This is a genomic window from Defluviimonas aquaemixtae (assembly GCF_900302475.1).
In the GTDB taxonomy this organism is placed as follows: domain Bacteria; phylum Pseudomonadota; class Alphaproteobacteria; order Rhodobacterales; family Rhodobacteraceae; genus Albidovulum; species Albidovulum aquaemixtae.
In genome coordinates, this window is sequence record NZ_OMOQ01000001.1 from 1,008,959 (window position 1) to 1,022,069 (window position 13,111).

Consider the following 13,111-nt stretch of genomic DNA (forward strand, 5'->3'; position numbering starts at 1 on the left):
ATGGTGACCGATATCGCCGCAGGAGGGCACATCTATGAGCTTCCAGAACCCCGTCTTCATTCCCGGTCCGACAAACATGCCCGAGGTGTTGCGCAAGGCAATCGACATGCCGACGCTGGACCACCGTTCGCCGCTCTTCGCCGAGATCCTGCATCCGGCGCTCGAAGGGGTCCGAAAAGTCCTGAAGACCGAGACGGCGAAGGTATTCATCTTCCCCGCGTCCGGCACTGGCGGGTGGGAGACCGCGCTGACGAACACGCTTTCGCCCGGCGACAAGGTACTGGCGGCGCGAAACGGCATGTTCTCGCAGCGCTGGATCGACATGTGCCGCCGCCACGGTCTCGAGGTTGAGGTCGTGGAGGCCCGGTGGGGCGAGGGCATCCCTGCCGCCCGCTACGAGGAGATTCTGACGGCCGATAAGGGTCACTCGATCAAGGCCGTGCTGGCGACGCACAACGAGACGGCGACCGGCGTGCGCTCCGACATCGCAGCGGTGCGCCGCGCAATGGATAGGGCGAAGCACCCTGCGCTTCTCTTCGTCGACGGCGTGTCCTCGATCGCTTCGATGGACTTCCGCATGGATGAATGGGGCGTCGACATCGCCGTGACCGGCAGCCAGAAGGGCTTCATGCTGCCCGCTGGCCTCGCGATCCTCGGCTTCTCGGGGAAGGCGATGAGGGCCGGCGAAATGGCGGCGCTGCCACGCACCTTCTTCGACATCCGCGACATGGAGAAGAGCTACGCCGCCAACGGCTATCCCTACACGCCGGCGGTGGGCCTCATGAACGGGCTGAAGCTTTCGACCCAGATGCTCCTCTCCGAGGGTCTCGACAACGTCTTCGCCCGCCACCACCGAATCGCCGAGGGCGTCCGCCGCGCCGTCGATGCCTGGGGGCTGAAGCTCTGCGCCATCTCGCCGGATCTCTTTTCCGACACGGTCAGCGCGATCCGCACGCCGGATGGCTTCAATGCGACGGACGTCGTGAGCCACGCAGCGAAGAAGTACGGCGTGGCCTTCGGCACCGGACTTGGCGAAGTCGCAGGCAAGGTGTTCCGCATTGGTCATCTCGGCAGCCTGACCGACGTATTGACGCTGTCCGGGATCGCGACGGCGGAGATGGTGATGGCCGATCTCGGCCTGCCGATCCGGCTCGGATCTGGCGTCGCGGCGGCGCAGGACTATTACCGCAACGAGTCCAAATCGAAGAAGGCGGCGGCGTGAAATGAAAGACCAGACCATGTATATCCCCACGTTCCGGGACGTGCTCGACGCGCACGAGCGCATCCGGCCCTATATCCACCGCACGCCTGTCTTGACCTCGACCTACCTGAACGGGCTGACGGGGGCGGAACTCTTCTTCAAATGCGAGAGCTTCCAGAAGGCGGGCGCGTTCAAGGCCCGGGGTGCATCGAACGCGGTCTTCGGCCTGACGGAGGAGCAGGCCGCGAAAGGTGTGGCGACCCATTCCTCGGGCAATCACGGCCTCTCGCTCTCGTATGCGGCCGGACGGCGAGGAATACCCTGCACGGTCGTCATGCCACGCACCGCGCCGCAGGCCAAGAAGGACGCCGTGAAAGGCTATGGCGGCCGCGTCGTGGAATGCGAGCCGTCGACCTCGAGCCGCGAGGCGGTCTTCGCCGAGGTCGTGGCCGAGACCGGGGCAGAATTCGTCCATCCCTACAACGATCCCCGCGTGATCGCGGGGCAGGGCACCTGTTCGCGTGAGCTGAACGAGCAGGTCGAGGGGCTCGACGCCGTCATCGCGCCGATCGGCGGCGGCGGGATGATCTCGGGCACCTGTCTGACGCTGTCGAACGTCGCACCGAACATCAAGATTTACGCCGCCGAGCCGAAACAGGCGGACGACGCGGCACGAAGCTTTAAGGCGGGCCATATCATCGCCGACGACGCGCCCGAGACGGTGGCTGACGGGCTGAAAGTGCCGTTGAAGGAGTTGACCTGGCATTTCGTCAGGAACCACGTCACTGATATCCTGACCGCCGAGGAGGACGAGATCGTCGATGCCATGAAGACCATCTGGAAGCGGATGAAGATCGTCATGGAGCCGTCCTCGGCTGTACCGCTCGCCACCATTTTGAGGAATCCGAATGTTTTCAAAGGCAAACGTGTCGGCGTGATCATCACCGGCGGCAACGTGGATCTGGACAAACTGCCCTGGATGAAGGGTTGAGGAGGCTGAAATGAACGCACCAGTGAACATCAATTCGCTCGAAGTCGGTTTCGACATTCCGGCCAAGCCCGGCATGGACGAGAAGGACATCCAGACGCCGTGCCTCGTGCTCGATCTCGACGCTCTGGAACGCAACATCACGAAGATGGGCGACTACGCCAAGGCGCATGGGATGCGCCACCGCGTGCATGGCAAGATGCACAAGTCGGTCGACGTGGCCAAGCTGCAGGAAAAGCTTGGCGGCGCGATTGGCGTGTGTTGTCAAAAGGTTAGCGAGGCCGAAGTCTTCGCGCGGGGCGGCATCAAGGACATTCTTGTCTCGAACCAGGTGCGCGATCCGGTGAAGATCGACCGGCTGGCGCAGCTGCCGAAGCTCGGCGCGCGGACCATCGTCTGTGTTGATGACATCGACAACGTGGCCGACCTTTCGAAGGCTGCCCAGAAGCACGGGACCGAGATCGAGGTTTTCGTCGAGATCGACTGCGGCGCGGGGCGTTGCGGGGTGACGACGACCGAGGACGTGGTGAAGATCGCCAAGGCCGTCGACGCTGCGCCGGGGCTCAAGTTCAGCGGCATCCAGGCCTATCAGGGCGCGATGCAGCACCTCGACAAGTACGAGGACCGCAAAGCCAAGCTCGACATTGCCATCGTGATGGTCAAGGACGCGGTAGAGGGTCTGAAAAGGGCGGGGCTGGAGCCGGAACTCGTTTCGGGCGGCGGCACAGGGTCCTACTATTTCGAAAGCAATTCAGGGGTTTACAACGAACTCCAGTGCGGCTCCTACGCGTTCATGGACGCCGATTACGGCCGTATCCTCGACAAGGACGGCAAGCGCATCGACAAGGGCGAGTGGGAGAACGCGTTCTTCATCCTCACCCAGGTGATGAGCCACGTGAAGCCAGACAAAGCGATTTGCGACGCGGGTCTGAAGGCACAATCGGTCGACAGCGGGCTGCCGGTGATCTACGGCCGGGACGACGTGAAATACATCAAGTGTTCGGACGAGCACGGCGTCATCGAGGATCCGAAGGGCGTCCTGAAGGTCGGCGAGAAGCTGAAGCTGGTGCCCGGACACTGCGACCCGACCGCGAATGTTCACGACTGGTATGTCGGCGTCCGGGGCGGCAAGGTCGAATGCGTCTGGCCGGTCTCGGCGCGCGGCAGAGCCTACTGAACCGCGCGTCCCGTTTCCGTCCCGCGTCCGTCCCGCATGCGTATGGCATCCGTCCCGACAGGGCGGGCGCCCCATTTTGAAAGGTTTAACATGATCATCGTCCCTGAATCCGAGATCGCGGGGCTCGTCACGACCGAAGACGCCTTCGCCGCCATCGAGGCGTGCTTCGCCGCGATGGCGCGTGGCGAGGCCTATAACTTCCCCGTCATTCGCGAGGCGCTCGGCGAGGGGCGGCAATACGGGTTCAAGTCCGGGCTCGACCGCGCGGGCGGGGTGATGGGCGTGAAGTCCGGAGGCTACTTTCCCGGCAATGCCGGGCGCGGCATCCCGAACCACCAGTCGACCGTCCTCTTGTTCGACCCCGAGTCGGGCCGTCCGACGGCGCTGGTGGGCGGCAACCTTCTGACGGCGCTCAGGACGGCTGCCGCTTCGGCCATCTCGATCGACCGGCTCGCGCGGACGGACGCGAAGGTGCTCGGGATGGTGGGGGCGGGGCATCAGGCGCAGTTCCAGCTTCGCGCTGCCGCGAAGGTGCGCGACTTCGACAAAGTCGTGGCGTGGAATCTTCATCCCGAGATGCTGCCGAAGCTCGGGGAGGTGGCCGCCGAGATAGGCCTGCCGTTCGAGGCGGTGCCGCTGGAGCGCATGACGGAGGCCGACGTGATCATCACGATTACCTCGTCGCCCAAGGCGTCGCTTCTCGATGCCCATGTCGGGCCGGGCACGCATCTGGCCTGCATGGGGACCGACACGAAGGGCAAGCAGGAGGTGGACCCCGCGATCCTCGCCCGCGCGCGGGTGTTCACTGACGAGGTCGCGCAGTCGGTCACGCTCGGCGAGGCGCAGCACGCCATCGCGAACGGGCTGATCAAGGCCGAGGACATCACGCCCATCGGCGCGGTGATCGAGGGCTTGGCCGAGGGGCGCCGATCGGCGGACGAGATCACGCTTTTCGACGGCACGGGCGTCGGGCTTCAGGACCTTGCTGTCGCGAGCGCCGCCGTCCGGCTGGCCGGGCAGAAGGGCGTGGCGGCGGAGGTCGAAGTCTGAGCCCAAATCCCGCGGAACGCCGTCTTCCGCGGCCGACTGCCAATTGGAAACTGAGAACGCCCGGCCTGGAAGGGCCGGGCGTTTCCGTGGCGGCCTGTGGGCCTCGACCGCTGGCTCAGACGTGATCGTCCTTCGGCAGCGAGCCGCGGGCGTGGCCGGCCATGCCGCCCGACACTTCGTCGGTCGCCTCGTCGGCGATTTCGTCGGGAAGGACCAGGTTGAGGACGATGGCGATGACCGCCGCGGGCAGGAGGCCGCTGGTCATCAGTACCCTCAGCGTGTCGGGCAGGTGCTGGACGCCGTCGGGCTCGAGCTGGAGGCCGAGGCCGATCGAAAGCGCGATGGCGAAGATCACCATGTTGCGCCGGTTCCAGTTCACGTCACTGAGCATCGAGACGCCGGCGGCCACGACCATGCCGAACATCACGATGACCCCGCCGCCCAAGACCTCGATCGGCACCGTCGAAATCGCGGCGCCGACCTTCGGCACCATCCCCGCGACGATCAGGAAGACCGCGCCGCAGGTCACGACATGGCGGCTCATGACGCCGGTGATGGCGATCAAGCCGACATTCTGGCTGAACGAAGTGTTCGGCAGACCGCCGAAGAGGCCCGCTATGGCCGAGCCGAAGCCGTCGGCATAGGTCGCGCCTGCGAGTTCCTCGCCGGTGGCTTCGCGGCTGGCCCCGCCCTTGGTGATCCCGCTCACGTCGCCCACCGTCTCGATCGCCGAGACGACACCCATGAAGCAGAAGCCGACGATGGCGGCGAGCTGGAAGTCGAGCCCGAAATGCAGCGGGTCGGGCAGGGCGAAGACCGCCGCATTGGCCACGTTGCCGAAGCTCACCATCCCCATGAGGAGTGCTACGACATAGCCCGCGATCAGACCGAGCAGCACCGCCGAGATCGACATCATGCCGCGCGTGAAGAACTTCAGCCCGAGTGTGACGACGATCACGACGGAGGCCACGAACCAGTTCTGCAGGCTGCCGTATTCCGGCGTGCCGATGGCGGGCACGCCGCCCGCCGCGTACTGGATGCCGACGCGCACCAGCGCCAGTCCGATCATCGTGACGATGAGGCCGGTGACCAGGGGCGGCAGCGCGAACCGGATCTTGTTGATGATGAGGCCGAGCGAGCCCTGAAAGAGGCCGCCGATCAGCACCCCGCCCATGAGGCCCGCCATCGCGTCGACGCCCTTGCCCGCGACGAGCGGGATCATGATCGGCAGGAAGGCAAAGCTCGTGCCCTGCACGATCGGCAGGCGCGCGCCCATCGGGCCGACGCCGATGGTCTGGAACAAGGTCGCGATGCCGGCGAAGACCATCGACATCTGGATCATGTAGATCATTTCGGGGAAATCGGGCGAGTTCGAGCCGAAGCCGAACCCGGCCGCCCCCGCGACGATGATCGCAGGCGTGACGTTCGAGACGAACATGGCCAGCACGTGCTGGATGCCGAGCGGGACCGCCTTGGTGAGCGGGGGTGTGAAGTTCGGATCGCGGAGCTGTTCCGCGGTTCCGATCGAGATGTCAGCCATCGAGGTCTCCTCCCTGTCGATGTTCCGTGCGGACCGCTTCTTGGCGTCGGTTTCAGATCTTTGCCGTCTCCACGATGTAGGGCGCGTCGAACCAGTGTTCCTCGAGGTTCGGACCCGCGCCGATGCGGTCGATGACGATGTATTTTCCCGGCCGCTCGATGGGCGCCAGCACGCCGTGCCAGACGCCGCGCAGAAGATTGACCGACTGGCCGGGGCGGGTGACAAAAGCTTTCGGGTTTACTGGCCGGCCCTCCGCGTCATCGGCGACGACGACGAGGAACGGCACGCCGTCGAGCGGCACGAAGGCCTGGCTGCCCTCGGGGTGACGTTCGACCATGTCGATCGCGTAGGGGAACGTCCGCGCCTGAGCGTCGAAGAGACTGATCCCGGCGCGGCCATCGGCGAAGTCGAGCCGGGCGCGGTCGTGATGGCGCCCGCAGAGCCCCTGGTTGATGAGCTTGTCGGGCGCGCCCGCAACTTCGATCACGTCGCCGAAGGGCGCGAAGGCCTCCGCCGTGAGCGGGGCGGGAACGAGCCTGCGCTCCGTCACGGCAGGACGTCCTTCAGCCGGAATTCGGCGATGCGCTCGACCTGGGCACAGGCTTCGGCGAATTCGGTCGCGCGGTCGTTGCCGATTCGCCGCTCGAAGGCGGCGAGGATCGAGGCCTTGTCGTGGTCGCGGACGGCGATGATGAAGGGAAAGCCGTGCTTGTCCACGTAGGCGGTGTTCAACTCGGTGAACCGCGCGCGTTCCGCGTCGGTCAGCGCGTCGAGCCCGGCGCTTGCCTGTTCGCTGGTGGACTCCGCCGTCAGGCGCTTGGCCTCGGCGAGTTTTCCGGCGAGGTCGGGGTGGGCGGTCAGGACGCCGAGGCGTTCGTCGTCCGAGGCGGTGCGGAAGGCGCGACAGAGCGCGTTGTGGAGACCCGCGGCGCAGTCATGGGCGGGGCCGAGTTCGAGGTCGCGGGCGCGCTCGGCGATCCACGGGGAATGCTCGAAGATGCCACCATAAGCTTTTACGAATTCATTCTTTTCCATGTCGCTAGGCCGGTTCCGCCGTTTCGGCGGATGGGTCTTGGCCCAGTGTTCGGCGATGTCGACGCGGCGCGGGCACCAGACGCCGTCGAAGCCCCGGATATGGTCGACGAAGCGCTTGAGGCCGGCGATCTTGCCGGGCCGGCCGATGAGGCGGCAGTGCAGACCCACGGACATCATCGCGGGACGACCGGATTCTCCTTCGGAATAAAGGGTATCGAAGGCGTCCTTGAGGTACTGGAAGAAGTGCTCGCCCGTGATCCAGCCGGGCGAGGTGGCGAAGCGCATGTCGTTGGCCTCAAGCGTGTAGGGGATGATGAGCTGGTCGCGCTCCCCGACCTCGAGCCAGTAGGGCAGGTCGTCGTCATAGGTATCCGAGATGTAGTCGAACGCGCCCGTCTCGGCGACGAGCCGAACGGTGTTGACGCTGCATCGGCCGGTGTACCAGCCGCGCGGTGACTCGCCCGTGACTTCGGTATGCAGCCGGATCGCCGCGGCGATGGCGGCGCGCTCCTCCGCCTCGGGCATGTCCCTGTGCTCGACCCATTTCAGGCCGTGGCTGGCGATTTCCCAGCCCGCCGCCTTCATCGCCGCGACCTGTTCGGGGCTGCGCGCGAGGGCGGTCGCCACGCCGTAGATGGTGACTGGGATGCCGGTTCCGGTGAAGAGCCGGTGGAGCCGCCAGAACCCGGCACGTGCGCCGTATTCGTAGACGGATTCCATGTTCCAGTGACGCTGGCCGGGCCATTGCGCGGCGCCGGGAATGTCGGAGAGGAACGCTTCCGAGGCGGCGTCGCCGTGGAGGATCGAGTTCTCTCCGCCTTCCTCGTAATTCAGCACGAATTGAACCGCGATACGCGCGCCGCCCGGCCATTTCGGGTCGGGCGGGTTGGCGCCGTAGCCGCGCATGTCACGGGGATAACGGTTCACGCTCACACTCCTGATTTGTTTTCTTTGTAAACGACGTGAATGGATTTGACTTTCGCATTTTTTCTGAAGGAGCTGCTTGCAAGTCCACTGCCGTGCGTTCGCGCGGTATCAGGCCCTGAGCGAACGTTGGATATGCCCGACCACGAAGTCGATGAAGAGCCGCGCCTTGGGGTCCTGGCGGCGGCGGTGGGTGTAGAGGCAGGCCATCTGCACCGGCACCGGCGGCTCGTCGGTCAGGATCGGGACAAGGCGGCCTGATTTCAGATGCTCCGAGATTTCGAAGACCGGCTTCAGGATGATGCCGAGCCCGGCCAGCGCCCAGTTGGTCAGAACGTCGCCGTGATCGCTTTCGAAGGGGCCGCTGACGGGAACGCGGCGGATGCCGTCTGGGGTCTGCAAGGGCCACTGAAACTCCGGCGCGCCGGGGTAGCGGAGGTTCAGGCAGTCGTGCTTCTGCGCGGTGAGATCCGAGCTTTTCTTCGGCTCGCCCTTGCGGGCGATGTAGTCCGGGGCGGCGCATAGCACGCGCGGACAATCGGCGATCTTGCGGATGCGCAGCGTCGAATCCTCGGGCAGGCCGAGGAAGAACATCGCGTCGAGCCCCTCGGCGGCGAGGTCGAGCTTGCGGTCCGAAAGCCTCAGCCGGATGTTGATGAGCGGGTAGCTTTCGCGGAACGCCGGCGCGGCGGGGGCCACCAGCCGCTGGCCGAGGCCAAGCGGTGCGGCGACATAGAGCGTGCCCTTGGGGTTTTCGGTGACATTCGAAATCTCGGCCTCGGCCTCGTCCACCGATTCGAGGATCTTGAGCGCGCCCTGGTAGAAGAGGTGCCCCTGTTCGGTCGGATTGAGCACCCGCGTCGTCCGCTGGAACAGCCGCACGTTCAGATGCGCCTCGAGCTGCGAGATGCGCGAGGAGGCGACGGCGGCCGATATCCGCATGTCGCGCGCGGCGGCGGACATGTTGCCGAGTTCGTAGACCCGGACGAAGGTGCGCACGTTGTCGAGATAGGCCATGTCCGAATTCTTAGGCTTTTTTTGAAGCAGCTGGGGTTTTTTGTCGATTACAGGATAATAGCCCCATAGGCTAGGGTCGTGTCCAGAGTGCCGAAGGAGGACCGGATGCAAGACATCGCCATCATGTGGGACTGGCTGGGTTTTGCGGTGCGCTGGCTGCATGTGATCACCGCCATCGCCTGGATCGGGTCGTCCTTCTACTTCGTCGCGCTCGATCTTGGCCTGAGGAAAGTGCCGCACCTGCCGGTCGGCGCGCATGGCGAGGAATGGCAGGTCCACGGCGGCGGCTTCTACCACATCCAGAAATACCTCGTGGCGCCCGAGCACATGCCCGACCACCTGACATGGTTCAAATGGGAGAGCTATTCGACCTGGCTGTCGGGCGCGGCGCTTTTGATGATCGTCTACTGGGTCGGGGGCGAGTTATACCTCATCGATGCCGCCAAGGCCGATCTCGCGCTCTGGCAGGGCATTCTGATCTCGGCCGCCTCGCTGACCGTGGGCTGGCTGGTCTACGACTTTCTCTGCAAGTCGGGGCTGGGCGAGCAGCCGACGCTCCTGATGCTCTTGCTCTTCGTGCTCCTCGTCGCGATGGGCTGGGGCTACAACCAGATCTTCACCGGCCGCGCGGTGATGCTGCATCTCGGCGCCTTCACGGCGACGATCATGACGGCGAACGTGTTCTTCATCATCATCCCGAACCAGAAGATCGTGGTCGACGACCTCAAGGCGGGGCGGACGCCCGACCCAAAATACGGCAAGATCGCCAAGCTGAGATCGACGCACAACAACTACCTGACCTTGCCGGTCGTGTTCCTGATGCTGTCGAACCACTCTCCGCTGGCGTTCGCGACCGAGTACAACTGGGTGATCGCGGCCCTTGTCTTCCTGATGGGCGTGACGATCCGGCACTACTTCAACACGATGCATGCGCGGGCGGGAAATCCGACCTGGACGTGGCTGGCGACCGTCATCCTTTTCATCGGCATCATGTGGCTTTCGACTGCGCCTTTGATGCAGGACACGGTCGAGGAGTCCGAAGCGCGGGCGCTCACGACCTCGGAGCAGGTTTTCGCGGAGGCCGAGGGCTTTGACGAGGTGCTGGGCATCGTGCCGGGGCGGTGCGCGATGTGCCACGCGCGCGAGCCCTTCTACGAGGGCGTCCACCGGGCGCCGAAGAACATCCTTTTGGAAACGCCCGCCGACATCGCGCGGGCGGCGCGTGAGATCTACATTCAGGCGGGTGTGACGGATGCGATGCCGCCCGCCAACGTGTCGTTCATGGAAACGGCCGAACGGCAGGCCGTCATCCGCTGGTACCGCAATGCCGCTGGCGCGCTGCCACTGCGCCTCGCCGCCGAATGAGGCGGAAGGTGAGGCGATTGCCGGGTCCGGACGAGGCGGCGGCGGTCAGATGCTTGTTTTCAGGCGGTAGCCTGGCCGGTAGTAGAACACCGCATGCGTCACGGGGACCGATCTGAGCCAGGTGATCCGGTCCGCTAGCAGGATGGGTTCGCCGGGCTGGATGCCGAGGAACTCCGCGAGGCGCGGATCGGCGTTGACCGCGCTGAAGGAGAAGGCCGCTTTCGTGTAGGGGATCGTCTCGACCAGCCATTCGTTGGGGCCGACTGCCGCGAAGTCCACGCTTTCGACGTCCGGTACCGCGGCGATGTTGATCCAGCGATCCTCGAATGCGAATGGCCGGTTGTCGCCGTAATGCATGCAGTTGAGGTGCAGGACCTGCGCGTCGGGTTCGAGGTCGAGCTGCGCGATCAGCCAGTCAGGCGCCGTCAGACGGTTGCGGCTGACGAGCGAGTAGCGGTACGTCGCCCCGGTCGCCTCGATCTCGTCCTTGATCAGAGGAATCGAGAGCTTCGCCTGACGCAGGGGATGGGTGCGGACCCGCGTGCCGGCCTTGCGCTTGCGTTCGAGATAGCCTTCCTCGGCCAGTTCGCGCATCGCGCGGTTGACCGTCGTGCGGGTGCAGGCGAACTCCTTCGCCAGTTCGACCTCGCTCGGCAGGTTGGAGCCGGGCGGCCAGATGCCGCCGAGAATGCGCTCGGTCGCGACGCGCTTCACATCGCGGTAGCTGACATTCTCCGATCTGGTCATGGCGCAGGCGATTGCCTTTATGACTGCCCATTTTCTGATATAGCGTACGCAATATTGCCGGGATTGGAAAGCAGCTGAAGGTCATAGCCAAATCCGCCTATATGCGGACGCTCTGGAAGAACGGCCGGGGGGCGACCTATGAGATTGCGACGCGAAACGGCGCGCGGGGCATGCTGTGGCGCCTCAGCCTCGCGGAAATGGCGGGGGAGGTGCCGTTCTCGGTCTTTCCCGGTCTGCAAAGGATACTGACCGTCGTGAGCGGGCCGGGCATATGCCTGACCGGCGAGGACATGGCGATCGAAGCGCTGCCGCAGCAGCCGGTGACGTTCTCCGGCGACGTGCCGCTTGTCGGCGCCTGTGCCGACGGGCCGGTGCGCAACCTGAACCTGATCTTCGACCCGGGTCAGGTGGCGGCGTCGGTCGCCCCCGTCGCCGGTTGTGATTTCGGCAGATTGAGGCGTGATGCGGGGACGCTGCATGCAATTCATCTCCTATCCGGCCGGCTCGGGCTGGCGCAGGGCGTCATGCTCGAAGCGGGGGATACCGCCCTCTTGGATGGCGACGACGCCGCGCCATCTGCAAGCGAGGATGCGCGGGGATTGCTGGTGGCGATCCACCGCATGCCGGGACCTGCCGGGTCAGAGACCGGCCAGGAGGTCTGACAGGGCTGACCGGTACCGTGCGACGATCGGCTCGCGCGACACGTGCCGGCCATCCCTGACCATGTGCCGCCCTGCGGACCAGACATCCGTCACGACGCGGTCGGAGGCGGCAAAGCACACGCCGTCGAGAAGCTGATGGTCGGTAAGGCCGCAAAGCGCCGGATCGGTGCCGTCGATCGCGACGAGATCGGCGAGCGCACCATCGCGGATCGTCCCGGCATCGCGGCCAAGCGCTAGCGCCCCGCCGGTCGCGGCGCCTGAGTAGAGCTGGCGGCCGACCGATCCTTCCCCGACCACCAGCACGTTGCGCGCCTGGTCGCGAAGGCGCTGGGAATATTCGAGCATGCGCAGCTCTTCCGTAAGCGAAATGCGGACGTTTGAATCGGAACCGATGCCGAAGGCGCCGCCGTGTTCCAGAAAAGTCGGCCCGTTGAACGTGCCGTCACCCAGATTGGCTTCGGTGATCGGGCAAAGACCCGCGACCGCGCCCGACCGGGCGAAGCGGGCGGTCTCATCCCCGGTCATGTGCGTCGCATGGATCAGGCACCAGCGCGGCCCGACATCGGCATTGTCGAGAAGCCAGTCGACCGGCCGGCGGCCGAGCCTGTCCTCGACATCGCGCACCTCCTTTGTCTGTTCGGCGACGTGGATGTGGACCGGACCCGATGGGTGCCGGGCCAGCGTCGCGGCGAGATCGCCGGGCGAGGTGGCGCGCAGCGAGTGCGGGGCGATGCCCAGCCCCGTGTCCGCCGGCAAATCCGCCAGGACGGCGCGGCATTCTTCGACCAGACGGGCGAACCGGTCCACGTCGTTGCCAAAGCGCAGCTGTCCGCCCGCCAAGGGCTTCTGCGTCACGCCGGCATAGGTGTAGAGCACCGGCAGATGGGTCAGCCCGATACCCGCCGTGGCGGTGGCGGCGAAGATGCGCTGGCTCAGTTCCGAGAGCCTACCGTAGGGGCGCCCGCCCGGCTGGTGGTGGACGTAGTGGAACTCTCCGACCGCGGCGTATCCGGCCTCCAGCATCTCCATGTAGGTCAGCGCGGCGATCGCCTCGACCTGTTCGGGCGTCAGCCGGTCGAGGAAGCGGTACATGAGGTCGCGCCAGGTCCAGAAGCTTTCGCGTCCGGCGGCGCGGAACTCGGTCATTCCCGCCATCGCGCGCTGGAAAGCGTGGCTATGGAGGTTGGCGAGCGCCGGGAGCAGCACGTCCACCGCGTGGTCGTCTGGGGCGGGCCGGGCGCCCCGCGTGATGGAGGCGATGCGACCACCCGCGAGTGCAATCCGGACATCCTTCACCCAGTCCTCGCCAAGCAGTGCCGAACGGGCGAAAATCCTCATGCTGCCCTCATTATGTGTAGACAATAAAAGCCTATCTGTATACCTAACGCCCTGCAAGCGGGAGTTC

Annotated in this window: 12 protein-coding genes; 6 read left to right on the forward strand and 6 right to left on the reverse strand. The window is 65.4% G+C overall.

Annotated elements, in window-relative coordinates:
* Positions 1 to 34: 34 nt before the first annotated feature.
* The 4 genes from bhcA to bhcD all read left to right on the forward strand — a co-directional run bounded on the left by bhcA (position 35) and on the right by bhcD (position 4,416).
* The gene (gene bhcA / locus DEA8626_RS04995; RefSeq protein WP_108851937.1) at positions 35 to 1,222 is read left to right on the forward strand and encodes an L-aspartate--glyoxylate aminotransferase BhcA; all 1,188 of its coding nucleotides are present in this window, start codon (positions 35 to 37) and stop codon (positions 1,220 to 1,222) included.
* 1 nt (position 1,223) lies between these two features.
* Positions 1,224 to 2,192: a beta-hydroxyaspartate dehydratase BhcB gene (gene bhcB / locus DEA8626_RS05000; protein ID WP_219929165.1), complete on the forward strand. Its 969-nt coding sequence runs from the start codon at positions 1,224 to 1,226 to the stop codon at positions 2,190 to 2,192.
* A gap of 10 nt (positions 2,193 to 2,202) precedes the next feature.
* Complete coding sequence (gene bhcC / locus DEA8626_RS05005; protein ID WP_108851938.1) at positions 2,203 to 3,366, forward strand: 3-hydroxy-D-aspartate aldolase BhcC; 1,164 nt, start codon at positions 2,203 to 2,205, stop codon at positions 3,364 to 3,366.
* 90 nt (positions 3,367 to 3,456) lie between these two features.
* Complete coding sequence (bhcD, locus tag DEA8626_RS05010; protein ID WP_108851939.1) at positions 3,457 to 4,416, forward strand: iminosuccinate reductase BhcD; 960 nt, start codon at positions 3,457 to 3,459, stop codon at positions 4,414 to 4,416.
* Positions 4,417 to 4,531: 115 nt separating this feature from the next.
* On the opposite strand, the gene DEA8626_RS05015 is transcribed toward bhcD, so the two are convergent.
* The 4 genes from DEA8626_RS05015 to DEA8626_RS05030 all read right to left on the reverse strand — a co-directional run bounded on the left by DEA8626_RS05015 (position 4,532) and on the right by DEA8626_RS05030 (position 8,932).
* On the reverse strand, positions 4,532 to 5,956 hold the full coding sequence (locus DEA8626_RS05015; protein WP_108851940.1) for a uracil-xanthine permease family protein: 1,425 nt from the start codon (positions 5,954 to 5,956) through the stop codon (positions 4,532 to 4,534).
* A 52-nt stretch (positions 5,957 to 6,008) separates the two neighbouring features.
* Complete coding sequence (locus DEA8626_RS05020; protein ID WP_108851941.1) at positions 6,009 to 6,506, reverse strand: ureidoglycolate lyase; 498 nt, start codon at positions 6,504 to 6,506, stop codon at positions 6,009 to 6,011.
* The gene (gene puuE, locus DEA8626_RS05025; RefSeq protein ID WP_108851942.1) at positions 6,503 to 7,918 is read right to left on the reverse strand and encodes an allantoinase PuuE; all 1,416 of its coding nucleotides are present in this window, start codon (positions 7,916 to 7,918) and stop codon (positions 6,503 to 6,505) included. Before puuE ends, DEA8626_RS05020 begins: the two co-directional genes overlap by 4 nt.
* 108 nt (positions 7,919 to 8,026) lie before the next feature.
* On the reverse strand, positions 8,027 to 8,932 hold the full coding sequence (locus tag DEA8626_RS05030; protein WP_108851943.1) for a LysR family transcriptional regulator: 906 nt from the start codon (positions 8,930 to 8,932) through the stop codon (positions 8,027 to 8,029).
* 105 nt (positions 8,933 to 9,037) lie between these two features.
* Between DEA8626_RS05030 and DEA8626_RS05035 the strand changes: the two genes are divergently transcribed.
* Positions 9,038 to 10,297, forward strand: coding sequence for a urate hydroxylase PuuD (locus tag DEA8626_RS05035; RefSeq protein ID WP_108851944.1), 1,260 nt, complete (start codon positions 9,038 to 9,040; stop codon positions 10,295 to 10,297).
* A gap of 45 nt (positions 10,298 to 10,342) precedes the next feature.
* On the opposite strand, the gene hutC is transcribed toward DEA8626_RS05035, so the two are convergent.
* On the reverse strand, positions 10,343 to 11,044 hold the full coding sequence (hutC, locus tag DEA8626_RS05040; RefSeq protein WP_108851945.1) for a histidine utilization transcriptional repressor HutC: 702 nt from the start codon (positions 11,042 to 11,044) through the stop codon (positions 10,343 to 10,345).
* A 101-nt stretch (positions 11,045 to 11,145) separates the two neighbouring features.
* Between hutC and DEA8626_RS05045 the strand changes: the two genes are divergently transcribed.
* Positions 11,146 to 11,706 carry a HutD/Ves family protein gene (locus DEA8626_RS05045; protein ID WP_108851946.1) on the forward strand — a complete coding sequence of 187 codons (561 nt, stop codon included), beginning with the start codon at positions 11,146 to 11,148 and terminating at the stop codon, positions 11,704 to 11,706.
* On the opposite strand, the gene DEA8626_RS05050 is transcribed toward DEA8626_RS05045, so the two are convergent.
* On the reverse strand, positions 11,683 to 13,044 hold the full coding sequence (locus DEA8626_RS05050; protein ID WP_108851947.1) for a formimidoylglutamate deiminase: 1,362 nt from the start codon (positions 13,042 to 13,044) through the stop codon (positions 11,683 to 11,685). The two genes, DEA8626_RS05045 and DEA8626_RS05050, sit on opposite strands and share 24 nt — an antisense overlap.
* Between the last annotated feature and the right edge of the window lie 67 nt (positions 13,045 to 13,111).